Origin of the sequence: Sphingomonas trueperi (genome assembly GCF_040545965.1) — a bacterium.
Lineage (GTDB): Bacteria > Pseudomonadota > Alphaproteobacteria > Sphingomonadales > Sphingomonadaceae > Sphingomonas > Sphingomonas trueperi_C.
In genome coordinates this window covers 14,550-39,580 of sequence record NZ_JBEPMV010000009.1, presented here as the reverse complement: position 1 = coordinate 39,580, position 25,031 = coordinate 14,550, and the positions used below count along the sequence as shown (strand labels likewise).

Genomic DNA, 25,031 nt, shown 5'->3' with positions numbered 1-25,031 from the left:
ATGCAGAAGCTGATGCGCAACTGGATGGCGGTGACCGCCTCCGCTGCGGCGATCCTCGCGATGATGGTGCTGTTCGGGCTGCCGACGCTGTTCCCGCTGTTCCGCGCGACCTGGATCCGGCTCGCGCTGGTCGGCCTGGTCGTGCTCGGCTTCGGGCTGGCGGTGCTGTGGCGGTGGTGGCGCGGCAAGCGCGCGGCCGACGGCCTGGCGGAAGGGCTCGCGGCGACCGCCGCGGAGGAAGGCGCCGAGGAAACTCGCACGCTCGCCGCGCGGATGCGCGAGGCGCTGGCCGAGCTGAAATCACTGTCCGGGTCGCGACGCGCCTATCTCTACGACCGGCCCTGGTACGTCATCATCGGCCCGCCGGGGGCCGGCAAGACGACGGCGCTGGTCCAGTCAGGCTTGCGCTTCCCCTGGGCCAAGCGCGCGCTGAAGGGCGTGGGCGGCACGCGCAACCTCGATTTCTGGTTCGCGGACGAGGCGGTGCTGGTCGATACCGCCGGGCGCTACACCACGCAGGATGCCGATGCCGGCACCGATGCGGCGGGCTGGCGCGGGTTCCTCGACCTGTTGCGCCGCCATCGGCCGCTCCAGCCGATCAACGGCATCCTCGTCACGCTCGCCACCGACATGCTGGCCGGCGCCGACCGCGCGACTCTGGACGCGCACGCGGCGGCGATCCGCCAGCGGCTGGCGGAGTTGCGCCGCACGCTGCAGGTGGACGTGCCGGTCTATCTGCTGCTGCCCAAGGCCGATCTGCTGGCCGGCTTCACCGACTTTTTCGGCGATCTCAGCGCCGAGGGGCGGCGCGCCGTGCTCGGCGCCACGCTGGCGCCCGGCAGCGTGGCCGACGGCGTCAACGTCGCCGCCGAGTTCGACGCGGTGGTGCAGGCGCTGTGGCAGCGGCTACCGCGGCGGCTGCATGAAGAGCCCGATGCCGCGCGCCGCGCCCGCATCCTTGCCTTCCCGGCACAGGTGGCGTCGCTGCGCCAGCGGCTCGTCTATCTGGTCGAGGGCGCGTTCCTCGCCGATGGCGACGGTGCGCGCGATTTCCGCGGCTTCTATTTCGCCAGCGGCGTGCAGGAAGGCGCGACACTCGATCGCGTGCTGAGCGCGATGGCGGCGGTGTACGACGCGCCGCAACCGCCCGCGCGCGAGGGGCAGGGCCGCGCCTATTTCCTCAACCGTCTGCTCACCGAGGTGGTGATCGCCGAAGCCGGCATGGTGCGCGCCGCCCCGGCCGTGCAGCGGCGGCGGCGCGTGCTGCTGGCGAGTGCGATCGGCGGCATGGCGCTGCTGGTCGTGGCGATGAGCGGGCTGTGGGCGGGAAGCTTCGCGCGCAACAAGGCGCTGCAGGCCGATCTCGCCGCGCAGGCACAGTCGATTTCCGGGCAGGTCGGCGCCTCGGGGGTGGACCTCGTCGAGGTCCGCGCCAGCGATCCCGATCTCGAACAGGTGCTGCCGCTGCTCGATCGCCTGCGCGCGCTGCCGCGCGGCTTTGCCGATCAGGCGCAGGGCGATCCGTCCTGGCGGATGCGGCTCGGGCTGTTTCAGTCGGGGCATGCGGCGACCGCGCGCGGCGCCTATCTCGAAGCATTGCAGCGCATCCTGCTGCCCCGGCTGCTGCTGCGGATCGAGCAGGTGCTGCGCGCCGATGCGGCGACGCCGGCGGCGCTCTACGAGCCGCTCAAGGTCTATCTGATGCTCGGCGGGCAGGGGCCGCTCGACCCGCGGGCGGTGCGCGCCTGGGCGGTCGCCGATTGGCGCACTGGCCCGCTCGCCGGCGACGACCGCGCCGATCTCCGCGTCGATCTGGCCCGGCATCTCGACGCGATGCTCGCCGATCCCGATCTCGGCCGCGTCTGGCCGAACCGGCGTGCGCCCCTCGATGGCGCGCTGATCGCCTCTACCCGCGCCGCGGTGCAGACGCTGTCGCTCGCCGATCGCGCCTATGCCGAATTGCGAACGCGCGCGGCGGCGAGCGGCTGGCCGGACTGGCAGCCGAGCGGCGTGCTCGCAAGCGGCGACGCGCAGGCCTTCCGGAATGGCGGGGCGCTGCTCGCCGCGCAGGTGCCGTGGTTCTTCACGCGCGAGGGCTATGCCAAGGCCTATCGGCCGGGGCTGGCCGACGTGCAGGCGGAGCTCGGCAACAGCCTCTGGGTGCTGGGGCCGGATGCCGCGCGCCAGTCGATCCGCGAACAACTCCCGGCGCTGCGGGCGGCGGTGGCCGCGGCCTATGCGCGCGACTATATCGCCGCCTGGGACGGGCTGCTCGCGCAGGTGCAGCCGGCCGACTATTTCGGCAGCCCGGCGGCGCTGGGCGCGTTCACCCGCACGCCGTCGCCGCTCAAGGTGCTGCTCCAGGATGTTGCCCGCAACACTCGGCTAGGCAGCGAGGGCGGACAGGCGGGCGATGCCGGCGGCACGATCACCGCGCACTTCGCCGATCTCGCCCGCTATGCCGGCGACGGTGCTGCTCCGGCGCCGGTCGATGCGCTGGTCGACGGCGTGCGCAAGGCCGCGTCCGCCCGATCCGCGGCGAGCGTGGCGGGGGCCTCACTCGGCAGCGACGCGGCGCAGGGGCAGCTGGCGGTGGCGCTCGGCGACCTGACGACCAGCGGCGCCTCGGCACCCCCGCAGCTCCAGGACTTCGCGCGGCAGGCGACCCGCAGCGGCGCAAGTGCCGCGGCGAAGTCGGCACAGACCGCGCTCGGCACCGAATATGCCCACGACGTGCTGCCCGCCTGCCTGGCGGCGACGCAGGGCCGCTATCCTTTCGCGCCCGGTGCGTCCCAGGATGCGGCGCTGGCCGAGGTGCAGCAGGTCTTCGCCATGGGCGGCACGCTCGACCGGTTCGTGCAGCAGCGGTTGCTGGCCTTGCTCGATCTGTCCGGGCCGGTCTGGCGTTGGAAGTCGGGCGATCCGGTCGCCGCCAGCTTCGCCGCGAGCAGCGCCGCGCAGTTCCAGAAGGCGGCGGCGATCCGCGCGCTGCTCGCTGGCGGGATCGCGATCAATGTCGGGGTGGCGCAGCTCGGGCCGGAGGTGCGCGCGGTGCAGTTCGCTGCCGGGGGCGCTAGCTATCGCTTCGATGCCGCCACGCGCGATCCCAAGCCGGTGCTGTGGTCGGCAAGCGCCTTGCCGAGCGCGAGCCTGCAGCTCTCGGCCGAGCAGAGCATCCTCTCGACCATCGAGACGCGCGGCAGCTGGGCGCTGTTCCGCCTCGTCGATCGCACGCGGGTCGCCAATGCGGGACCGTCGACGCTGCGGCTCGGCTTCGGCGAGGGCGCGCAATCCGCGAGCCTGACCATGGTCCTGCCGGCCAGCGAAAGCCCGTTCGGCCGCGGCGGTCCCTTTTCCTTCCGGTGTCCCGAGCGGCTATGAGCGGCACAGCCTTCCTGTTCGGCAAGCTGCCGTCGCGCGGCGAGTTCACCAGCCGCGGCCTCGCGCCGGCCGAGCGCCTGCGCTGGGACGCTTGGTGCTGCGCGGTGATGGGCGACGGCGCCGAACGGCTCGGCGAAAGCTTCGAGTCGGCGTTCGACGCCACCGCATCATGGCGCTTCGGCCTGTCGCTGGCCGATGGCGGCTGGCAGGCGGGCTGCATCGCGCCGGCGTGCGACCGTCATGGGCGCCGCTTTCCGCTGGTGCTGGGACGCAAGGGCACCGATGTCCCTGCGCCGCTGTTCCTGGCGGGCATCGCTGCGGCGATGGCGGAGGCGATTCAGGCTGCCTTCGCGCCGGCGCTCGACCTCGACGCATTCCTCCCGGTCTGCGCGGCGCGTGTCGCCGATCCTGCGGCGCCTGCACCGGAGATGACCGACTGGCGGCACGATTGGATCGGCCGATGACGACCGCGACGCGCCTTCGCTTCGAACAGGGCGCGCGCAGCGATGTCGGCTGCGTGCGGCGGGTGAACGAGGATAGCTGGGCGGCGCGGCTGCGCGACGGGCTGTGGCTGGTCGCCGACGGCATGGGCGGGCATGCGCATGGCCAATGGGCGTCCTCGACCATTGCCGCCGCGCTTGAAGCCGCGCCGCTGCCCGAGACCTTCGAGGAAGCCGCCGCCGCCGCCCGCGCCGCGCTGCTCGCCGTCAACGCCCGGATCTATGCCGCCACCGGCGCAGACGGGGCGAAGATCGGCTCCACCGTCGCGATGTTGCTCGCCCGCGAGGGCCGGGCACGGGTGATGTGGGTGGGCGACAGCCGCGTCTATCGCCTGCGCGAGGGCGCGCTCGACCAGCTCACCACCGATCATTCGCAGGTCGAGCAACTGGTCGCGCGCGGCCTCCTCACCCGCGCGGAGGCGGAGCAGCATCCGATGGCGCATGTGCTGGCGCGTGCCGTCGGGGTCGAGCCGCGGCTGAACGTCGACATGCGCGACGAAATGGTTCTGGCGGGGGACGTGTTCCTGCTGTGCAGCGACGGGCTGACGCGGATCGTCGCCGATGCCGAGATTGCGCAGACGCTCGCCACCGAGCATCCCCGCCGCGCCGCCGACGCGCTCGTCGCGCTGGCGCTGGCGCGAGGGGCGCCGGACAATGTCACCGTGGTCGTGGTCGGCTGCGACTCGACCACGCTGATCGGCTAGCGGCGCCCGCGCATCGTCGCGATCTGCTCCTCATAGGCAGTGCGGAATTCCTTGGCGAAGCGGTCCATGAACGCCTCGTCGGCGCCGCGCACCACGCCTTCGAAGTCGCGGACATAGGCGCGCCACAGCGCCGCCTCGCGGGCCTGGCGCGACCAGCGGGAGAGGCCCTTCGTCTCGGGCTGCCGGGCCTGGATCGCGTCGGGGGCGAATTGCGCCAGCGTCTGGGTGAGCGCGCCGCGCATCGCCGACAGCGTCGCCATCTGGTGCGCCTGCAGGTCCTGATAGGCGTCCTCCACCGCGCGCGCGGCGTCCATGAAGCCCGGCTCGGGCGCGTCGAGCAGCTGGAGCAGCGCGCGTTCGGGCGAGCGCACGAACTTGATCGGGTTGTTGCCTTCGAGCTCGAGGCTCGTCGCCGGGGTGCCGAGTTGCGCCTTGGCGCGGGCGCGGGCATCGACCATCAGGATCAGGCCGCTGACCATCTGGCGCAGCATCGCGCCGGCGGCGGCAAGCGCTTCGGCCGGGCGGCTGCGCAGCCGATCGACGGGGACGCCCGAGGCGCGGAGGAACGCCGCCCAGCCGTCGTCGCCGATGGCGGCAGGGGCGGGGGTCGCCTCGACGGCATAGGCTTGCGCGGCGGGCGCAGCGTCCGCCGGCTGCAGCGGCAGCGCGAGGGGCGCAGGTTGCTGCGCGGCGCTCCACGCCTCGGCGGCGGCGAAATCGCCGCGCGACCAGTCGATCGCGCTTTCGGCGGCAAGCTGCCCCCAGACATCGGTCGCGGAGGGCTGGGTGCTTTCGCGCGGGGCGCTGGCCCAGTCGGAGGGCGCGCGCTGCGGTTCGGGCGCTGCCCAGAGGCCGGCATCCGGCGGCGGTGCGGCCGGCAGGTCGTCCCAGCCCGAGGGGGCGGCGGGCGGCGCGGCCGGGGCCCAGCTGCCCCAGGGCGATTCTGCCGGTGCCGCCGCTGCAGCCGCGACCTGCGTACCCGCGCCTGCGTCTGCGGGAAGCCATACCGTGATCCGATAGTCGCCGATCGCGATCCGGTCACCGTCGCGCAGCGCGTGGGGTGCCGTCAGCCGCTCGGGGGAATCGTTGACGAAGGTGCCGTTGGTGCTGAGGTCGGTGAGCAGATAGGTGCCGTCGCGATAGCCGATCTCGCAGTGGCGCGATGAGATGTGGTGGCGCGGATCGGGCAGGTGCCAGTCGGCGTGCGGCGAGCGGCCGATCAGCGCGCCATGCCCGTCGAGGCGCAGCGGGGCGGGCTTGTCGGGCGCGTGCGCCGTGCCGGGCTGGAGGGTGAGGGTCAGCGTCATGGGGTGGTCTCCGCCTCGCGCCGGGCGAGGGCCGTTCCGAGGTCGAGGGCATGGTCGAGGGCCGCGCGGTGGTCCCCGCCGGCGGTGGCGACGGCAGCGAGCACTGCGACTGCGGCCAGCGTGCCGGCGACTTCGCGGGGCGGTGCCGCGGGCGGCTGGTCCGGCGGCGCGATCGAGCCGCCCGAATGGAACACCGCGCTGGCGGCGAGGGTCGCGGCGCTGGCCGGGAGGCCTTGCAGCGCCGCGGTGCCGGCGGCGCGGCGCTGGGGCTCGGCGGGATTGGCCAGCCAGGCCTGCACTGCCGCCATTGCCGCGGCATCGGCAGGGGTTGCAACGGGCGCGGCGACCTGCGCCGCCCAAAGCACCGCCTCGAACCGCGGCAGCGCCTGGCCGAGGAACAGCGCCGCCTCGGAAGCCTTCCCCTCGGCGCGCAGACGCTCGAAGAAAAGTTCGGGCGGCGCGTCGTCGCCGGGCAGCGCCGGCCAGCGCAGCAGCGCGTTGATCTGGCGGGCCTGCGCCCAGATGGTGCGCGGCCAGCTCACAGGATCACCAGCGATCCGCCGACCAGGGTCAGCAGGCCTGCCGCCGTGACGGTGGCGGTGCCGAGGCTGTTGAGCGTCAACGCCCCCGTTGTGTTTCCGGTGATCGTCAGGCCGTTGAGCACGATCCCGGCCTGGGTGATCATGACGCTGTTCATGCCCACGCGCAGGGTGATGGCGGCTTCGTTCATCGTGATGGTGTTGAGCCCCACCGCGAGCTTGATCTCCCCAGCCGCGGTGATGTCGGCGCTGCCGCGCGCGACGTCGAGGCTGTGGTTGCCGGTCTCGACCGACAGGCTGTCGTCGCCGTGGACCTCGGTCGTGCGATCCCGGCCCACCCGCGTCTTGCGATCGCGCCGGACGCGCAGCTCGTCGTCGAGCATCACCTCGGCGAGGCGATCGCGCTGGGCGCGGAGATAGACCTGCTCGGCGCCGCCCTTGTCCTCGAAATACAGCTCGTTATAGCCGCGCCCGCCCGGCGCGCCGCCCTCGGCGCCGGCATAGCTGCCGCTCGCCCCGATCGTCTGAGAGCGGTAGAGCGAGCGCGTGCGATGCTCGGGCAGCGCATAGGCAGGCACGTGCTCCGAATTGTACACGCGGCCGGTGAGGATCGGCCGATCGGGGTTGCCGTCGAGAAAGTCGACGATCACCTCTTCGCCGGTGCGCGGCAGCGTGACGTGCCCGAACCCCGCACCTGCCGAAGGATAGGAGACGCGCAGCCAGCAGGAGCGCGCCTTCTCCTCCCCCTCCGATGACCGTTTCCAAAGAAAGCGGACGCGCACCCGGCCCTGCGAATCGACATTGCTGTCGTCCGCGCCGCCGTCAACGACGATCGCGGTTTCCGGTCCGGCGACCGGCGCGGGCGTGACCGCGGGCGCGCGCCACGGCGTGTCGGCAGGCACGGCCTCGATCGACACGCGGCGCGGCGTCGCGTCCGCGCCGGTGCGATAGGGTTCGGCCTCCATCGCCATGTCGAGCGCGGTGACGACGAACTCGGCCCCGCGATCGAAGGCGTCCTGCGAATCGAGCGTGAACCGCCCGCCGCAGGCAAGCCCGATCGCGTCGCCGGTGCCGGTATAGACACGCTGGTTGGCGCGCGCCGCCTGCAGCGCCACCTCGGCCCAATGCTGCGCCAGCGCGGGCTCGACGAAGTCGCCGGTGTAGCGATGCACCTCCTGGCTGTCGGCCTTGTTGCGCGCGGGGCCCTGCTTCTCGCCCTCGCGCACGGTGCTCGCCTGATAGTCGAAGCTCTGTAGCAGATAGCGTTGCTCGCCGCCGCTGCGGACATGCTCGTGCCAGTCCCACAGCGCCTCGGCGAGGCCGCCGCTGCGCCCCGACCAGTCCGGACGGAGCTTGACCGTGGCATAGCCGGGTGCCGGCTTGTGTGCCGAGGGAGAGTCGCACAGCACCAGCACATGCTCGCCCGCCTCGTGGCGGAAATAATAGTAGATCCCCTCGCGCTCCATCAGCCGCGAGACGAAGGCGAAGTCGCTCTCGCGATATTGGGTGCAGTATTTCCAGGGACGATAGCTGCCGGTCAGCCCGCCGAAATCGACGCGGCGGCTATACGGCTCCAGCACCGCCTTGAGGATGTCGACCACGCTGCGCTCCTCGAACACGCGATAGGCCAAGTTGTGATCGAGCAGGTGCAGCCAGGGCCGCAACTCCAGCCTGTAGTGATAGCCCTGGTCCTCCTCGCGCAGGAAATGCGCTTCGGCGAGCTGCGCGTGGAAGTAGCGGACATGCGCATCCAGCTCGAACACTTCGATCTTGGCGGCATTGCCGAGCCTCGGCATGAAGTCCACCTTGTCGCGCACGACAATCTCGGCGGTGATCGTGAACAAGCCGCTCAGTCGCTCGTGCGAAGCGAAGTTCACCAGCTTGATCGGCGAGCCGACATCGAGCGTTATTTCCGCCTGGCGCTTCATGCGATCACGCTTTCCATTCTGTTACTGTTGTCACCATGTCGTCGATTGATCGGCTTCCGGGCCGCGCTTAGGCCCGGCGCCGCCCGCCGGGCTCCGGCGGTCCCCCGATCAAGGATGCTCCCGACATGGCCATCGACCTCGAAACGCTGCTGGCGCCCGTCTCCGACGAGGATCCCGCCGGGCCCGACCTCGCCTATGATCCGCAGCGCCACCGGATCGAGCAGGCGTTCGACACCTCGGTATCGATCGACGCCTCGGGCATCGTTGAGCAGCGGGGAGACACCGACTGGCGGCAGGTGATGGACACGATCGCGACGCTCGCCACGCGGACCAAGGACCTGTGGCTGGGGGTCTATTTCTGCCGTGCCGCGGCGGAGTCGGGCAGGCTCGACCAGGTGGAGCTGGGCGTGGCGTTCGTCGCCGGGCTGCTCGACCGCTATTGGGAGGCGGTGCACCCGCGGCTCGACGAATATGGCGTGGAGGCCCGCAAGAGCGCGTTCGATGCGCTCGCGTCCGCACCGGCCTTTACGGGCCCGCTGCGGCGCATCGTCTATGCCGATCACGCCCGGCTCGGCCGGATCACCGGGGAAGACATTGCGCGCTTCCACCGCGGCGGCGACGGTGAGGAAGGCTATGGCATGTTTCGCGCGATGCTCGCCGAGGCCGAGATTCGCGCGGCGCTGACCGAGGGGGCGGCGGCGATCGAGCGGATCGAGGCGACGATCCACGCCATCGACGAGCGGTTGATGGCCAATGCAGGCGCCCGCAATGCCACCGACTTTTCCGCGCTGTACGATGCGCTTGCGACCCAGAAGATCGCGCTGCGCAGCTTCGTCCCGGCGCCGCTCGACGCGGAGATCGACATGTTGAGCGAAGATGCCGTCGCCGGCGCCGATGGGGCGCCGGGCGGCGTGCAGCCGGTGGGCGGCACGGTGCGGAACCGGGAGGATGTCGCCCGCGTGCTCGATCTGGTGCTCGATTATTATCGCCGGCACGAGCCGTCGAGCCCGGTGCCCATGCTGGTGGAGCGGGCGCGCGGCTGGATCGGGCTCGATTTCATGGCCGTGCTCGAGGACATCGCACCCAGTGCGCTCGTCGATGCGCAGGCGATCCTGCGCATGCGCGGCCAGTAAGGCAGGGCAGGCGCGTTCGGCATGGCGATGTCGGGCGGCGAGCGACGCTGCCATGTGCTGCGGTTCCCGTGGTGGTGTGAAGCGGTGGCCCTGGAATAGGCGTGGCCGGGCGCCGGGCGGTAGGAGGATTGCGTTGCGCCTGAAATATTGCGGGCGCCGAGGGCGCCGCTTTTCTCGTGCGTCCAGAGCCGCTTATTTCGATCGTAGCTTCGCCGCAGGCTTCTGAAATCGGGCTGAAGCCGTCCACCCGCTACTCGACAAGCATCGCACGGCGGGAGCCCCAACCGGTCTCCCCGTACAATCGCAAACGCACGAGGTGGCTATGGTTTCGGCACGAGGCGGTCAGCGCTTCATCAAGGAGAACAGGGCGCCGCGCGTCCATATCGAATATGAGGTCGAGACCTATGGCTCGCGCCAGAAGATCGAGATCCCGTTCGTGATGGGCGTGATGTCGGATCTGTCCGGCAAGTCGCTGGTCGAGAAGAAGCCGCACGACCAGCGCGACTTCGTCGATTTCGACATGGACAATTTCGAGGAGCGCATGGAGCGGATCGCGCCGCGCGCTGCCTTCACGGTCGAGAACACGCTGACCGGCGAGGGGCGGCTGGGCGTCGACCTGACCTTCAAGACGCTCGAGGATTTCAGCCCCGGCCAGATCGCCCGCGGCGTCCCCGCGCTCGCCAAGCTGCTCGAGGCGCGCGAGCAGCTCAACGACCTGATGCTCTACATGGACGGCAAAGCCGGCGCACAGGAGCTGCTCGACAAGGTCCTGAAGGACCCCGAGCTGATGCGCTCGCTCGCCGCGAGCCGCGCCGTGCATGCCGAGCCGGCCGAGACGGCGGCCGACGGCGACGCGGCCGCATAAGCGCAGACCCCGTATTCAGGAGGCAGATATGGCCCAGCAAGCAACGCAGCAGGACGATCGCGTCCAGCTGACGGAAGACGGCGCCGCGGACGAGTTCGCGATGCTGCTCCAGCGCGAGTTCAAGCCCGGCTCGGACACCAAGCGCGCGCGCATCGAGGAAGCGGTGAAGACGCTCGCCGAACAGGCGCTCGCCGACGCGGCGGTGATCGGCGAGGACGTCTACATGACGGTCGACGCGCTCAAGGCGGCGATCGATCGCAAGCTCAGCGAGCAGGTCAACGCGATCCTGCACCATCCCGAATTCCAGCAGCTGGAATCGGCGTGGCGCGGGCTGTGGTACCTGGTCGGCAACACCTCGACCGGCAAGGATCTCAAGATCCGCGTGCTCAACGTCTCCAAGGAGGAGACCCGCCGCCAGTTGCGCCAGTATCGCGACGCGGCCTGGGACCAGAGCCCGCTGTTCAAGCGCATCTACGAGGCGGAGTTCGGGCAGCTGGGCGGCCAGCCCTATGGCGCGATCGTCTGCGACTATCAGTTCGATCATAGCGGCCCCGACATCGAAGTGATGAAGGGCCTCGCCAAGATCGGCGCGGCGGCGCACGCGCCGTTCCTCGCCGCAGCGGGGCCGGCGCTGATCGGCATGGACAGCTGGCGCGAGCTCGCCAATCCGCGCGATATCGCCAAGCAGTTCGACGCCACCGACTATATGGCCTGGCGCTCCTTCCGCGCGTCGAACGACAGCCGCTACATGGCGCTGACGCTGCCGCGCTTCCTCGGGCGCCCGCTCTACGGCGCGAACACCGATCCCGTCGAGGAATTCGCCTTCGAGGAAGAGGTCGAGGGCGATCACGACAACTATCTGTGGCTCAACGCCGCCTATGCGCTGGGCGTGCGGATCACCGAGGCGTTCAAGACCTATGGCTGGTGCACCCGCATCCGCGGCGTGGAATCGGGCGGCACGGTCGAGGATCTGCCGACCGCATTGTTCCCCACCGACGAGGGCGGGCTCGACGTCAAGTGCCCGACCGAGATCGCGATCTCGGACCGACGCGAGGCGGAGCTCTCCAAGGCCGGGCTGATGGCGCTGGTCCACCGCAAGAACACCGATCACGCGACCTTCATCGGCGCCCAGACGCTGCATGCGCCCAAGGCCTATGAGGATCCGGACGCGACGGCGAGCGCCAACCTCTCGGCGCGGCTGCCCTATATCTTCGCCAGCTGCCGCTTCGCGCATTACCTGAAGTGCATGGTGCGCGACTGGGTGGGCAGCAGCCGCGAGGCGCCGGTGCTCGAGCGCGACCTGCAGAGCTGGATCATGCAATATGTCGACGTCCAGCCCGACTTCTCGACCGAGGATACCAAGGCGCGCAAGCCGCTGAAGCAGGCGTCGGTGGAAGTGATCCCGGACCCCGAGAACCCCGGCTATTATCGCGGGCTGTTCCGCATGATCCCGCACTATCAGCTCGAGGGCATGGACGTGTCGCTGAGCATGGTCTCGCGGCTGCCCAAGTCCGGCAACTGAACCGCGGGCGCTTCCAAACTTCCTCTCTCCCTCTTCAAACCAATCAAGGGTGAATCATGGCTGTCGATATCTTCCTGAAGCTCCAAGACATCAACGGCGAGTCGAAGGACTCCAAGCACGAGAACGAGATCGACGTGATCGGCTGGAACTGGGGCATGAGCAATGTCGGCACTGCGCATATGGGCGGGGGGGCCGGCACCGGCAAAGCCAATTTCCAGGACATCACCATCACCAAGTTCGTCGACCTCGCCTCGATGCCGCTGATGCTCAGCTGCGCGCAGGGCAAGCACATCACAAAGGCGACGCTCACCATGCGCAAGGCGGGCGGCGAGAGCCCGCTCGAATATCTCACCATCGTGATGGAGGAAGTGCTCGTCTCCAACATCCAGCACGGCGGCAGCAGCGGCGACGAGCGCACCACCGAGATGGTCTCGCTCAACTTTGAGAAGATGCACATGACCTACAAGGAGCAGACCAAGACCGGCACCTCCGGCGGCGCGCCCGAGTTCAAGTGGGACATCCTGAAGAACACCAGCGCCTGATCGGCCCTCGGGGCGCCTCGCATCTGCCTCGGCATGAAGGCGCGGCGCCCCCCTTTTTTCGGTCCCAGCAAGAGAGCCAAGATGATGCCAGCCGATGTCGCGCAGGAACGGGCTATCGCGGCGCAGCTCGCCTCGGGCGATCTCGCCGCTGCGCGGCAGGCGTTGGTCGCCGCGGTGCGCAACGCGCCCGGCGACCAGCGCGCGCGGATGTTCCTGTGCCAGATGCTGTGCCTCGACGGCGCATGGGACAGTGCGCGCAGCCAGCTCCGCGCGCTGGCGCAGCTCTCGCCCGAGGCGCAGATGCTGTCCGTCGCCTATGGCCAGGCAATCGATGCAGAGCGGCTGCGTGCCGCCGCAATGGCGGGCGAGGAACGCGCACCGTTGCTCGTCCGCGATGATACCTGGGCGGAAGTGTTCGTCGATGCGCTCGCCGCGGTGGGCCCCGATGCCGGGCTGCTGCGCCGCCACGCGCTCGACGGCAGCCCCGATACGCCGGGCGAGGTCGACGGCCACCGCTTCGACTATCTGTTCGACGCCGACAGCCGCTTCGGGCCGATGTTCGAGGCGGTCGTGGCCGGGCGCTGGGGCCTGATCCCGTTCGCGGCGGTCGCGGAGATCACCAGCGAGGGGCCGGTCGACCTGCGCGACCTGGTATGGCTCCCCGCCGAGATCCGCCTGCGTGACGGCGCCGGGATCGCCGCGCTGCTGCCGGTCCGCTACCCCGGCACCGAGAGCCACGCAGAGGGCGCCATGCGGCTCGCACGGCGCACCGAATGGCGCGAGGCGGGCGACGCCGTGCATGGCCTGGGCCAGCATCTCTGGACCACCAGCGACGGCACCGACATCGGCATCCTCGGCTTCCGCCGCATCCGCTTCGATCCGCAGCCATGACGCAGCGGATCAACCCGACGCTGTTCGACAAGCTGGTCGCCGATCTCGAACTTGATGGCTTGCGCGACGAGTCGGTCGAGGTTCGCGGCATGGATCGCACTTCGCTGCGCTTCTACACGGTGCCGCGGATCGAGCGGTTCAACGAGGCGGCGCTGCGCACGACGGTGCTGCGCGAGCTCAACTGGCTGCTCAACACCATCTCGCTTGCCTCGGCCGAGGATCTTTCGGCGGCGCCCGAAGTGGCGAGTTCCGTCCTCAACTATGGCCTTGCCGACCTGACCGGCAGCCTGCTCACCCGGCCGGGCGTGCAATCGCGTGCGCGCGAGATGCGCGAGGCGGTGGCACGGTTCGAGCCGCGGGTGGCGCGCGGCAGCCTCGAGGTCGAGGTGGACCCCGACCGCACCCGCGCCAGCAGCGTCGGCTTCGTGATCCGCGGCGACCTGATCAGCGCGGTCGCCGCGCTGCCGGTCGAGTTTCGCTCGGACGTCGAGATCGAAACCGGCGCCGTCGCCTTCCGGGAGCAGTGATGGATCCGCGACTCCTCCAGGCGTATAACGACGAACTCGTCTATCTCCGCGAAACCGCGCGGGAATTCGGCGAGGAGCACCCGACCGTCGCCGGCCGGCTGGGACTCGACGCCTCGGGCGAAGTCGATCCGCATGTCGAGCGGCTGCTGGAGGGCGTGGCGTTCCTAGCGGCGCGCGTGCAGCTCAAGCTGCAGGACCAGTTTCCCGATTTCACCCAGCATCTGCTGCAGGTGGTGCAGCCGCACTATCTCGCGCCGACCCCGTCGATCTGCATCGCCGGCTTCGAGCCCCATGCCGGGGACGGCGCGCTGGCCGAAGGCGTGGCGGTGCCGCGCGGCACCCGGCTGCGCGCGCTCGCCGCCGATCGGGACAACTCCCCCGTCCAGTTCGTCACCGGCCATGCGGTGACGCTGTGGCCGCTGCGCGTCGTAGAGGCGGAATATCTCGGCTCGCGTGCGGCGGTCGCGCCGTTCCTCACCGCCACGGGCGCAGGCGACACGATCGAGGCCGGCATCCGGCTGCGGCTGGGCACGACCGAGGGCATGCGGCTGGCCGATCTGCCGGTCGACGCGCTACCGCTCTATCTCGACGGTGCGGGCAGCGTGCCGGGCGAATTGTACCGCCAGCTGATCGGCGATGCCGTCGCCGTCGTCGCCCGCGCGTCCGAGTCCGGCGCGGCCGGCGCGGTGCGCCTGCCGGTGCCGGCGCAGCATGGCTTCGACGAGGACCATGCGCTGCTGCCGCACGACCGGCGCTCGCACCGCGGCTATCGGCTGCTCGGCGAATATTTCGCCTGCCCCGAGCGCTTCCTGTTCGCCCGCCTCGAAGGGCTCCGCGCCGCCTTCGCCGCCTGTGAAGGCGAGACCTGCGACGTGGTGATCCTGCTGCGCCGCGCCGCGCCGGTGCTCGCCGGTGCGCTGTCCTCGGCCAATTTCCGGCTGTTCGCGACGCCGGCGATCAACCTGTTCGAAAAGCAGCTCGATCGCGTCCCGCTGCGCGGCTTCGAGCACGAGCATCAGGTGATCGCCGATCGCACCCGCCCGCTCACCTACGAGGTGTGGCGGCTGCTCGACGTGAAGGCGCATGGCCGCGAGGCGGACGACGTGCAGCCGGTGCTGCCGCTGCACGATTTCGCCGGGCTGCTCTATGACTGGAGCGACGCGATCTTCTACGTGCCGCGGCTGCGCTATCGCCGGCTCTCGACCCGCGAGCAGCGCGCGCGGCGGCGCGGCGACTATACCGGCACCGAGACCTGGATCAGCCTGACCGCGCCCGGCCGCCCCGATCGCATCGAGGAGATGGGCGAACTGTCGGTCCGCGCGCTCGTCACCAATCGCGAGCTGCCCGAGCTGGTGCGCGGCACCGGCGCGGCGCTTTCCGCCGACGGCCTACCCGTTCGTGCGATCACGATGCTGCGGGCGCCGACGCCGCCGCGGCCACCGCTCGGCATCGGCGATGCGGCGTGGCGGGTGGTGAGCCACCTCACCCCCAATTACACCGGCTTCGCCAGCGGTCCCGACGGCAGTCCCGACGTGCTGCGCAGCCATCTCGCGCTCTACGGCCGGGTCGACGATCCGGCGCTGCGGCGCCAGGTGGACGGGGTGCGTGCGGTCACCGCGCGGCCCGTTTCGAGGCGCGTGCCCGGCGAGGCGCAGCCCGGCTTCGTGCGCGGGCAGCAGTTGCGCGTCACGCTCGACGAGGCGGCGTTCGAGAATGGCCGCATGTTCGTGTTCGGCGCGGTGCTCGAGCGGTTCCTGAGCGAGTTCGCCGCGGTCAACAGCTTCACCGAGACGGTGTTCGAGACCCTCCAGCAAGGGAGGTTGGCGCAATGGCCCGCGCGCATCGGCCGCCGTCCGACCATCTGAGCTATTTCGCCCGCGCCGCGCAGCAACTGCGCCGGCTGGGTCCGCTCGCGCTGCTGCGCGGGGCGGAGGCGCGCGCGCCGGGCCTGCCGCGGATCGGCGAGGCGAAGCTGCCCGCGCAGGACATCGCGACGCTCACCCACACGCCGTCGCTCGCCTTTCCCGCCGCCACGCTCGACGCGATCCGGGTGGAAGACGGCCGCGCGACGGTGGCCGGGCAATGGCTGGGGCTGACCGGGCCGATGGGTCCGCTGCCGCTCCACCTCAGCGAGTTCGCCGCCTATGAGCAGCGTTATTCCAAGACCCAGCCCTATGGCGGTTTTCTCGACGTGCTCGCGGGGCGGATGCTCCAGCTCTTCTATCGCGCCTGGGCATCGACCAGCCCGGCGGCGAGCGCCGATCGCCCGGCCGACGACCGCTTCGCCGATCGCACCGCTGCGCTGACCGGCGCGCAGGACGGCGCGCGCGTGGACAGCGCCTTTCCGCCCGCCGCGCGGCTGCGCCATGCCGCGCTGTTCGTATCGCCGCGCAGCCCGGCGGGGCTGCAGGACGCGCTCGCCGACCTGCTCCGCGTGCCGGTGCGGATCCGCGAATTCGTGCCGCGCTGGCGCGCGGTGGAGCCGGAGGACGGCACGCGGCTCGGCGGGCGCTGCGCGGGGCTGGGGCAGGATGCGATGGCGGGCGGCCGCGTGCGGACCTGGCAGGATGCCTTCCGCGTTGAACTCACCATCCGCGATCCCCGCGACCATGCCGCCTTCCTGCCCGGCGGGCAGCGTTATGCGCTGCTGGTCGCCGCACTCGATGCCTTCGCCCCGCCGCATCTCGAATGGGACATCGAACTCGCCGTGGCGGCCGAGGCGATCCGTCCGGCGCGGCTGGGCGGCGGCGCCCGGCTCGGCTGGAGCGGCTGGACCGGGCGCGCGGTGCCCGGCGGCATTCGCGCCGATGCCCGGCTCGGCCCCAGTGCCCGGCGGCTCGCTCGCACCCTTTCCAAGGAGACCATCACGTGACGGAGATCAGCCGGTCGGCGCTGTTCGGACGCCTCAACCCCACCGCCCTCAAGGCGATCGAGACCGCGACCGGCTTCTGTCGGATGCGCGGCAATCCCTATGTCGAGCTCGTCCACTGGCTGCACGTGCTGGTGCAGGATGCCGGCAACGACGTCGCCGCGATCCGCAGCGCCTTCGCGATCGACGATGCGCGACTGGCGGCCGACCTCGCCGAGGCGCTCGATAGGCTGCCGCGCGGCGCCAGCGCGATCTCGGACTTCGCGCCGCAGATCGAGGAGGCGATCGAGAAGGGCTGGCTGTTCGCCTCGCTGATGTTCGCCGCGCCGCGGGTGCGCAGCGGCCACCTGCTGCTCGCGATGCTCAAGACGCCAACCTTGCGCGGGCTGCTCCACGCCACGTCGGCCGAATGGCGCAAGCTTTCGGCCGAGCGGCTGGGCGCCGACTTTGCCGACATCGTCCGCCACTCGACCGAGACGGCGGGCGCCGAGCCGATAGCGACACCGGACACCCCCGCTCCGGCCACCGGAGAAAGCGCACTGGCGCGCTATGCCATCGACCTCACCGAGCGCGCCCGGACCGGCGCAATCGACCGGATCGTCGGGCGCGATGCCGAGATCCGGCAGGCGATCGACATCCTGCTGCGCCGCCGCCAGAACAACCCGATCCTCACCGGCGAGGCGGGGGTGGGCAAGACCGCGATCGTCGAGGGGCTGGCGCGCCGCATCGCCGATGGCGACGTGCCGCCCGCGCTCGCTGAGGTCACCCTCCACGCGCTCGACATCGGGCTGCTCCAGGCGGGCGCCGGGGTGAAGGGCGAGTTCGAGAAAAGGCTGCGCACGGTGATCGACGAGGTCGAGGCCTCGCCCAAGCCGATCATCCTGTTCATTGACGAGGCGCACACGCTGATTGGCGCGGGCGGCCAGGCCGGCACCGGCGACGCTGCCAACCTGCTCAAGCCCGCGCTGGCGCGTGGGCAGCTGCGCACGATCGCGGCGACCACCTGGGCCGAGTATCGGCAATATTTCGAAAAGGATCCGGCGCTCACCCGGCGCTTCCAGCCGATCGCGGTCGGCGAGCCCGATACCGAGACCGCGATCGCGATGCTGCGCTCGGTCAAGCCGCTGATGGAGGGGCATCACCGCGTGGTGGTGCTCGACGAGGCGGTCGCCGCCGCGGTGCGGCTGTCGCAGCGCTACATCCCGGCGCGGCAGCTGCCGGACAAGGCGGTAAGCCTGCTCGACACCGCCAGCGCGCGCGTCGCGGTGTCGCAGCATGCCACGCCGGCGCCGGTGGAGGATGCCCGCCGCCGCATCGAACTGCTCGAAGTGGAGCTGGGCATTGCCGAGCGCGAGGCGGCGGGACGCTATGCCGATGCCGGGCGGATCGCGCCGCTGCACCTGGCGCTGGCCGAAGCCCGCGCGAACTTCGCCACGCTCGAGCAGCAATGGGCGGGCGAGCGCGCGGCGGTCGCGGCGGTTGCCGAGGCACGCGCCGCGCTGGCGAACGGGGACGACGCGGCGCTCGAAGCCGCGCTTGAAGCCGCCGATGTCGCGCGTGGGCACCGGGCGATGGTACATGGCGAGGTGACCGAGGAGATGGTCGCCGCGGTGGTCGCCGACTGGACCGGCATCCCGGTCGGGCGGATGGTGCAGGACGAACTCACCGCCGTCCTCGAGATGGAGGCACGGCTCCAGCGCCGCGTGATCGGGCAGGACCATGCGATGGCGGCGATCGCCCGACGCCTGCGCACAAGCCGCGCCCGGCTGGACAATCCGGACAAGCCGGTCGGCGTGTTCCTGCTTTGCGGCCCCTCGGGCGTCGGCAAGACCGAGACCGCGCATGCGCTCGCCGAACTCCTCTATTCGGGCGACGACAGCCTGATCACGATCAACATGAGCGAGTTCCAGGAAGCGCACAGCGTCTCCACGCTGAAGGGCGCGCCCGCGGGCTATGTCGGCTATGGCCAGGGCGGGGTGCTCACCGAAGCGGTGCGGCGGCGGCCCTATTCGGTGGTGCTGCTCGACGAGATCGAGAAGGCGCATCCGGACGTCCATGAGATGTTCTTCCAGGTGTTCGACAAGGGATACATGGAAGACGCCGAGGGCCGGTACATCGATTTCCGCAACACGCTGATCCTGCTCACCTCGAACGTCGGCACCGACCTGATCGCCAGCCTGTGCGAGGACGAGGAGACCGCGCCCGCGCCCGAGGCGCTCGCCGGGGCGCTGCGCCCGGCGCTGCTCCAGGTGTTCCCGCCGGCCCTGCTCGGCCGGTTGAGCGTGCTGCCCTATCTGCCGCTCTCGCCGGCGATGCTGCGCCGGATCGTCGGTCTCCAGCTCGATCGCATCGTGCGCCGGGTGGCGGACAACCATGGCGCGGCGCTGGTCGTCGCACCCGCGACGATCGACCTGATCGTGTCGCGCTGCGAGGAGGTCGCCTCGGGCGGCCGGATGATCGATGCGATCCTCACCAACACGCTGCTCCCCGATCTCTCGCTCGGGCTGATCGAGCGGCAGATCGCGGGCACCGCGGTGACGGCGATCCATGTCGGCGTCGACGGCGACGGCTTCACCTATCGCTTCGAGGGCGAGGCGATCGAAGCCCCCGCGCTGGCGGCCGAATGAGCATGGAACCGATGCCCGACCGGGACCAGCCCGGCGACGCCCGCACGGTCGTTGCGATCGAGCCCCGCGCGTGCGGATCGCTGCCGGGTGCCGGCGGCAGCGGCCGGCGCGGCTGCAGCCTGGTGCCCGGGGATGTGCTCAACGGCATCTACCGGGTCGATCGCTTCATCGCACGCGGCGGCATGGGCGAGGTGTTCGAGGGCATCAACGTCGAAAGCGACGAGCGCGTCGCGATCAAGGCGATCCGCAGCCACCTGGCGCAGGAAGACAAGATCATCGCGATGTTCCGCAAGGAAGCGCGCGTGCTCACCCAGATCGCTCACCCGGCGATCGTGCAGTACCGCGTGCTCGCGCGCGATCCGATGCTCGACCTCTACTACATTGTCACCGACTTCATCGACGGCGAGCCGCTGTCGACGCATCTCGGGGATTCTCATCCAACGGCAGGCGAGATCGCGGTGCTGGCGCGGCGGCTGGCTGCGGGGCTGCAGGCGGCGCACGAACATGGCGCCGTCCACCGCGACATGTCGCCGGACAATGTGCTGTTGCCCGGGGGGGTGATCGCGCGGGCGAAGATCATCGATTTCGGCATCGCCAAGAGCCTGGACATCGGCGGCGAGACGGTGGTGGGCGAGGGCTTTGCCGGCAAGCTCGGCTATGTCGCGCCCGAGCAGTTCGGTGATTTCGGCCGCGATGTCGGCCCGTGGACCGACGTGTACAGCACGGCGCTGGTGCTGCTCGCCTTTGCACGCGGCAAGGCGCCGGCGATGGGCAACACCCTCGCCGACGCCGTCGAGCGCCGTCGCCAGTTGCCCGATTTCGACGGTGTTACCCCCGAGCTCGTGCCGCTGTTCCGCAAGATGCTCGCGCCCAATCCTGCCGAGCGGATCCGGTCGATGGCGGAGGTGCTGGCGTTCCTCGACGCGCTGGTGCTGCCGGAGGAAGATGCGACCGGAACATCGCCTGTGCCTGTCCCGACGCCGGCCGCGCCGCCTGCCCCGGAAACCGTGTTCGCGCCTGCCGTCGCGGTCGCCCCGAAGCGACAGGCCGCCGCTCCCAGGCCCAACCCTCCGCACACGCGGCGGCGCGGCAAGGCGACAGGGGCGCTCGCCGCGCTGCCGATCGCCGGTGGCGCATGGTGGCTCGTCGCCACACCCGCATCGCATCCCCCCGCTGCCCCGCCGCCGCCACGAGAGGTAGCGCGCGTCGCCCCCCAAGCGCCTGCCGTACCGCGTCCGGCGCCGGCGGCAACGCAAGGCCCCCGGGCGGAAACAGCCGAGCCGGCTTCCACGATCGCTGCGCTGCCCGTGCCGACGGCGACGCCGACCCCGGCGGCATCGCCCACCGTGCTCCCGGAGGCCAAGCCCTCGCCAGCGGCGCCCACGCGCAAGCCCGACGAAGACGGGGAGGGCCAACTCGTCGACCTGCAGAAGCTGGAGCGCAGCCACCACTGGCAGGCCAGCGGCGTCGGCGCCTGCTACCGTTTTACCGGCGACTGGAAGCTGATCGGCTATACCAGCAAGGCAGCCTGCGCGCTGACGGTGTTCTTCAACCAGTGCCAGGTGAAGAACGGCCTGTTCGACCAGATCGCGCTGCGCCGCAACGGCCCGCGCATCGAGGAATTGCGCGGGCGCAAGTGGCAGCCGCTCTACGCCGATCGCCGCTGCGGGTGAGTGCGGCGCCGAGCACCCGACCGCAGGTCAATTCGGTGCGAAGGAGGGCGGGGCCGTCGTTCCCCAATGCCGGTTCGGTGTCGCCGCAAGCGTGAAATCCAATGTCCCGCCGCGCTGGATGAAACGGGCCGGCAGCCAGGTCTGGTTGCTCTGCCGGCCATCTACCCCGAGAGACACGACGTAGGGCGCAGCGGGCCCGGCACCCTTCGCCCGAATGACGATGCGCGTGCCGGGGCGGTCGATCGTCATGCTCGGAAACGATGGGCTGCCGATGACCAGATCGGCGCGGCCGGGATAAAGCGGATACAGCCCCATCGCAGCCCATACATACCAGGAGGACATCTGCCCCAGATCGTCATTGCCGGAAATGCCTGCGGGCGTGTTGGTCCAGATGCGCCGCATTGCCTCGCGTACCGTTTCCTGCGTCTTCCATGGCTCGCCGGTGAACAGATAGAGCCAGGGCGATGCGATCGACGGCTCGTTGTCCATTTCCGCATGTAGCGGCCCCGACTTGGTGACTGCCCAGCTGCCGTCGGGCTTGCGGAAAAAGGCATCGAGCCGTTGGGACGCCCGCTCGGGGCCGCCGAGCGCGGAGATCAGCCCGCCTGCATCGAACGGCACCATCCACAGATATTGCGCGCCGCTTCCCTCCACGAACTCGTCTTCGGCGGCAGGATCGAACGTCGGCCAGCTCCCGTCGGCATTGCGCGGCTGGATATAGCCGCCGTTCGGCGTCGCCTTCGGGTTGAACAGGTTGCGCCACCATCCGGATCGCGCGCGGAACTGGCGCGCGCCGTCTTTATCGCCCGCCGCGCGCGCCAGCTCGCCCAAGCCGAAATCAGCCGCCGCCAGTTCGAGGGTGTCGGCTGCCGAGCCCCAGCCGGGTGCGCCGACGGGCATGTAGTGAAGCCGCAACCATTGATCGAGACCGGGCCGCTGACCGACGCACAGCACCGGGCAACCCTTGCGGCTGAGATCCAGCGCCGTCGGCACCGTCGCTGCCCGCTTCAGCGAGGCATAGGCGCGCTTCACGTCGAAGCTGCGTCCGCCGAACGCATGAATGGCAGCCAGCGACGCGGGCGACGGGTCGCCGTTCATCACGCTCGTCGCGCCGGTGAGATGGGTCCAGCGATCCCAAACGCCGCCATTCTGGTCGGCCTGGTTGAGCAGCGACTGGGCGATGTCGGCGCCGCGCTTCGGATCGAGCAGCGTCACCAGTTGCAGCTGGGAGCGATACACGTCCCAGCCGGAGTAATTCGCATATTGCGCGCCTTGGCCCTGCGACAGCCGGTGCACCCGGCCGTCGAAGCCGCTATAGCGGCCGTCCACGTCGCTGTAGAGATTGGGCGTCAGCAGCGCGTGGTAGAGCGCGGTGTAGAACACGGCGCGCTCGTCCCGCGCGCCGCCCTCGATCGCGATCTGGCCGAGGCGTCGGTTCCAGGCAGCGCGCGCCGCCGCCTGCACGGGCTGAAGCGTGGTGCCTGCCGGACTTTCGCGGTTCAGATTGGCGCGGGCACCGGCGGCGTCGACATAGGAGACGCCCACCCGCATCGTCACGACCGGGGTGCGCTTCGCGTCGAAGCGGATCCAGCCGCCCGCGCCCTTGCCGATCGGCGGATGCCCATCGCTGCCATAGCTGGTTCCGCCCGAACCCTGCGCCGCGCCGGGTGACACGGTTTCGTCGCGCCATGTTCCGCCAATTTCGAACGGTTGATCGAATACGGCGACAAAGTGCAGCGTATAATAGCTCTCGCGCCGGTCAGCGGCGAGGTAGCCGCAAAAATTGCCGCTGGTGACCGAGCCGGTAACGGTGCGCGTCGCGGGATCAATGGTGATGGTCGAGGCGGTGCTGCCGACTTCGCTGTCCGACGTGCGAAACAACAGGTTCGCCTGCTGTCCCGCGGGAAAGGCGAACCGCCCTATTGCAGTACGGTCGGTAGCGCCAAGCTCGACCTTCACGCCATTGCCCAAGGCAACGCCGTAGCGGCCCGGACTCGCGCTTTCCTTGGAATGGTCCAGGTTGCTCGCATAGCCAGTCCCGGCCGCCGCCGACGCGGGCGACATGGTCACCGGCGTCGTGATTGGCATGATCGGGATGTCGCCGCTCGCCCCTGCGCAGCCTGTCCCCGAGACGTGCGTCAGGCTGAAGCCGCGAACGCTGTTCGCACGCCATTCATAGCCGCCGGGCGCGGCCACGGCGGAGCGCCGGCCCGGCAGCGGCAGTTCCTCGGGGCTGAACGCGACCATGCCGAAGGGCATCGAGACGCCGGGGAAGACGTTGCCGCCGTTGGTGGTGCCGATGAACGGGTTCACTTCGCCGGCGGGATCGTCGACGGCTTCAACTTGACCGGCGGCTTGCCCGACGCCGGCGAGCCCCAACATAGCTATGGCGATCGCCCGCATTTCAACACTCCCGATACAAACCGTTGATCGCGTTACCGGCCCTGATGTTCCGCCATCGGCCGATACGCGCTGCGAACCAGGGGAATGCGCCACCTGCCGAACGGACGCGCGCCAAGGCTGCGCTGGGCGTTATAGCCTTCTCCGGACTCCAGGGCCCTGGTTGCCTCGAGCGCGGCCGTCGATGCGTGCTGATCCTGGGAAACGACGTCCGGATCGAGCGTGCATTTCCGGCATTGGTGCGTGCGGCGCTGGGGGTAACCGGCGTTCCATACCGCTGGGAATATGGGTTCGATCCCGCCGACGGTTGAGCACCTCGACATCGAGCCAGGATCGATGATGCGCAGGCGAGCGACGTTCCGTCTGCGAACGTCGGGTCCTCGCCGCGCCTGATGGCCGGCAAGCTCAGCAAAAGCTGGTGGGTGAACGAGGCGCGTCCCCGGACTATTTGGACAACGCGGCGGATTGCCGGGGGTGTGATCGGCAACTTGGCCGCGCTCATGCAAGCTGCGCATGCTCCAGCCTCGGCAGCACATGCCGCGCGAACAGGTCTGCCTCGGCGGCATGGGGGTAGCCGGAGAGGATGAAGGCCTCGATCCCCAAGGCGCGATAGGCGTTGAGCTTGGCGAGCACCTGGTCCGGATCGCCGACGATCGCGGCGCCGCAGCCCGAGCGGGCGCGACCGATGCCGGTCCACAAATTGTCTTCCACATAGCCGTCGCCAGCCGAAGCCTCGCGCAGTTCGGCCTGGCGGCGGACGCCCGCCGACTGGGCGTCGAGCGAGCGGGCGCGGATCGCTTCTCCCTGGGCGGCGTCCAGGTGCGACAGCAGTCGGTCGGCGGCGGTGCGGGCCTCGGCCTCGGTCTCGCGCACCACGACATGGACGCGGTAGCCGAAGCGCAGGGTGCGGCCACGTTTGGCGGCGCGGGCGCGGAGGTCGTCGAGCGTGGCGGCGACGGCATCCATCCGGTCGGGCCACATCAAATAGACGTCGGCGCCTTCCGCCGCCGCCTCGCGCGCATCCTCCGAGAGGCCGCCGAAATAGAGCTGCGGCGCGCGGCCAGAGACGGTGGTGATCCGCGGCGGCTCGACCTTGAGCTGCCAGAACTCGCCCTGGTGATCGAGCGCTTCCCCGTTCAGCAGCGTCTTCAGGATGTGCATCGCCTCGATCGTACGGCGGTAGCGCGGCGCCGAGGCGAGCGTCTCGCCCGGCAGGTCCGAGGAGATGATGTTGACCGCCAGACGACCGCCGAGGATCCGGTCGATCGTCGCGATCTGACGGGCGAGCTGGGGCGGCCAGCTCTCGCCGACGCGTACCGCCATCAGCAGCCGGATGCGGCGGACCAATGTCGCGATCGCGGCGGCGAAGGCGGTGGTGTCGATGCCCAGCGCGTAGCCCGAGGGCAGCAGGATATTGTCGAACCCGGCGCTTTCCGCCGCCAGCACGATGTCGCGGCAATGCTCCCAGCTGGAGAGCAGGCGCGGGTCGGGCTGGCCAAGAAACTCATAGTCGTCGTCGCACAGGGCGGAAAACCAGCTCACTTCGCAGGGGGGAAGTTGTTCTTGCTTGCCGGATGCGTCGGTCTGGGGATGGGTGGTCATCGTTCAAAGCCTCTGGAGAAG

General features: G+C 70.4%; 18 protein-coding genes. 13 read left to right on the top strand and 5 right to left on the bottom strand.

Annotation, left to right across the window (positions count from 1 at the left end; all coding sequences use genetic code 11):
* Genes tssM through ABIC35_RS20145 form a run of 3 tightly spaced genes read left to right on the top strand, consistent with a single transcriptional unit; the run spans position 1 to position 4,585 of the window.
* Positions 1–3,381, top strand: coding sequence for a type VI secretion system membrane subunit TssM (gene tssM / locus ABIC35_RS20155; protein ID WP_121071823.1), 3,381 nt, complete (start codon positions 1–3; stop codon positions 3,379–3,381).
* On the top strand, positions 3,378–3,845 hold the full coding sequence (gene tagF / locus ABIC35_RS20150; RefSeq protein WP_121071822.1) for a type VI secretion system-associated protein TagF: 468 nt from the start codon (positions 3,378–3,380) through the stop codon (positions 3,843–3,845). The genes tssM and tagF overlap by 4 nt, the downstream gene beginning before the upstream one ends.
* Positions 3,842–4,585 (top strand): PP2C family protein-serine/threonine phosphatase, encoded by a 744-nt coding sequence (locus tag ABIC35_RS20145; RefSeq protein ID WP_121071821.1) that lies wholly within the window; start codon positions 3,842–3,844, stop codon positions 4,583–4,585. The genes tagF and ABIC35_RS20145 overlap by 4 nt, the downstream gene beginning before the upstream one ends.
* On the opposite strand, the gene tagH is transcribed toward ABIC35_RS20145, so the two are convergent.
* The 3 genes from tagH to ABIC35_RS20130 are packed head-to-tail and all read right to left on the bottom strand — an operon-like array spanning position 4,582 to position 8,359.
* Positions 4,582–5,892, bottom strand: coding sequence for a type VI secretion system-associated FHA domain protein TagH (tagH, locus tag ABIC35_RS20140; protein ID WP_121071820.1), 1,311 nt, complete (start codon positions 5,890–5,892; stop codon positions 4,582–4,584). The two genes, ABIC35_RS20145 and tagH, sit on opposite strands and share 4 nt — an antisense overlap.
* A complete protein-coding gene (locus ABIC35_RS20135) occupies positions 5,889–6,434 on the bottom strand; it encodes a DUF6931 family protein (RefSeq protein WP_121071819.1) in 546 nt (181 codons plus the stop codon). The genes tagH and ABIC35_RS20135 overlap by 4 nt, the downstream gene beginning before the upstream one ends.
* The gene (locus tag ABIC35_RS20130; protein WP_121071818.1) at positions 6,431–8,359 is read right to left on the bottom strand and encodes a type VI secretion system Vgr family protein; all 1,929 of its coding nucleotides are present in this window, start codon (positions 8,357–8,359) and stop codon (positions 6,431–6,433) included. Before ABIC35_RS20130 ends, ABIC35_RS20135 begins: the two co-directional genes overlap by 4 nt.
* Positions 8,360–8,484: 125 nt before the next feature.
* Between ABIC35_RS20130 and tssA the strand changes: the two genes are divergently transcribed.
* The 10 genes from tssA to ABIC35_RS20080 all read left to right on the top strand — a co-directional run bounded on the left by tssA (position 8,485) and on the right by ABIC35_RS20080 (position 21,008).
* Positions 8,485–9,492 (top strand): type VI secretion system protein TssA, encoded by a 1,008-nt coding sequence (gene tssA, locus ABIC35_RS20125; protein ID WP_121071817.1) that lies wholly within the window; start codon positions 8,485–8,487, stop codon positions 9,490–9,492.
* A 322-nt stretch (positions 9,493–9,814) separates the two neighbouring features.
* Entirely contained in the window at positions 9,815–10,357 is a 543-nt protein-coding gene (gene tssB / locus ABIC35_RS20120) for a type VI secretion system contractile sheath small subunit (RefSeq protein ID WP_121071816.1), read from the top strand.
* A 28-nt stretch (positions 10,358–10,385) separates the two neighbouring features.
* Positions 10,386–11,879, top strand: coding sequence for a type VI secretion system contractile sheath large subunit (gene tssC / locus ABIC35_RS20115; protein ID WP_121071815.1), 1,494 nt, complete (start codon positions 10,386–10,388; stop codon positions 11,877–11,879).
* A 56-nt stretch (positions 11,880–11,935) separates the two neighbouring features.
* Positions 11,936–12,421 (top strand): Hcp family type VI secretion system effector, encoded by a 486-nt coding sequence (locus ABIC35_RS20110; RefSeq protein WP_121071814.1) that lies wholly within the window; start codon positions 11,936–11,938, stop codon positions 12,419–12,421.
* 81 nt (positions 12,422–12,502) lie between these two features.
* Complete coding sequence (locus ABIC35_RS20105; RefSeq protein ID WP_354278577.1) at positions 12,503–13,312, top strand: type VI secretion system accessory protein TagJ; 810 nt, start codon at positions 12,503–12,505, stop codon at positions 13,310–13,312.
* Complete coding sequence (gene tssE, locus ABIC35_RS20100) at positions 13,309–13,839, top strand: type VI secretion system baseplate subunit TssE (protein WP_121071813.1); 531 nt, start codon at positions 13,309–13,311, stop codon at positions 13,837–13,839. The genes ABIC35_RS20105 and tssE overlap by 4 nt, the downstream gene beginning before the upstream one ends.
* Entirely contained in the window at positions 13,839–15,704 is a 1,866-nt protein-coding gene (gene tssF, locus ABIC35_RS20095) for a type VI secretion system baseplate subunit TssF (protein WP_121071812.1), read from the top strand. The genes tssE and tssF overlap by 1 nt, the downstream gene beginning before the upstream one ends.
* On the top strand, positions 15,668–16,711 hold the full coding sequence (gene tssG / locus ABIC35_RS20090; RefSeq protein WP_121071811.1) for a type VI secretion system baseplate subunit TssG: 1,044 nt from the start codon (positions 15,668–15,670) through the stop codon (positions 16,709–16,711). The genes tssF and tssG overlap by 37 nt, the downstream gene beginning before the upstream one ends.
* Entirely contained in the window at positions 16,708–19,335 is a 2,628-nt protein-coding gene (tssH, locus tag ABIC35_RS20085) for a type VI secretion system ATPase TssH (protein ID WP_121071810.1), read from the top strand. Before tssG ends, tssH begins: the two co-directional genes overlap by 4 nt.
* Positions 19,332–21,008 carry a protein kinase domain-containing protein gene (locus tag ABIC35_RS20080; protein ID WP_121071809.1) on the top strand — a complete coding sequence of 559 codons (1,677 nt, stop codon included), beginning with the start codon at positions 19,332–19,334 and terminating at the stop codon, positions 21,006–21,008. Before tssH ends, ABIC35_RS20080 begins: the two co-directional genes overlap by 4 nt.
* 27 nt (positions 21,009–21,035) lie before the next feature.
* On the opposite strand, the gene ABIC35_RS20075 is transcribed toward ABIC35_RS20080, so the two are convergent.
* Positions 21,036–23,411 carry a GH92 family glycosyl hydrolase gene (locus tag ABIC35_RS20075; RefSeq protein ID WP_354278576.1) on the bottom strand — a complete coding sequence of 792 codons (2,376 nt, stop codon included), beginning with the start codon at positions 23,409–23,411 and terminating at the stop codon, positions 21,036–21,038.
* 495 nt (positions 23,412–23,906) lie between these two features.
* Positions 23,907–25,010 (bottom strand): LLM class flavin-dependent oxidoreductase, encoded by a 1,104-nt coding sequence (locus ABIC35_RS20070; RefSeq protein ID WP_121071808.1) that lies wholly within the window; start codon positions 25,008–25,010, stop codon positions 23,907–23,909.
* Positions 25,011–25,031: the final 21 nt, after the last annotated feature.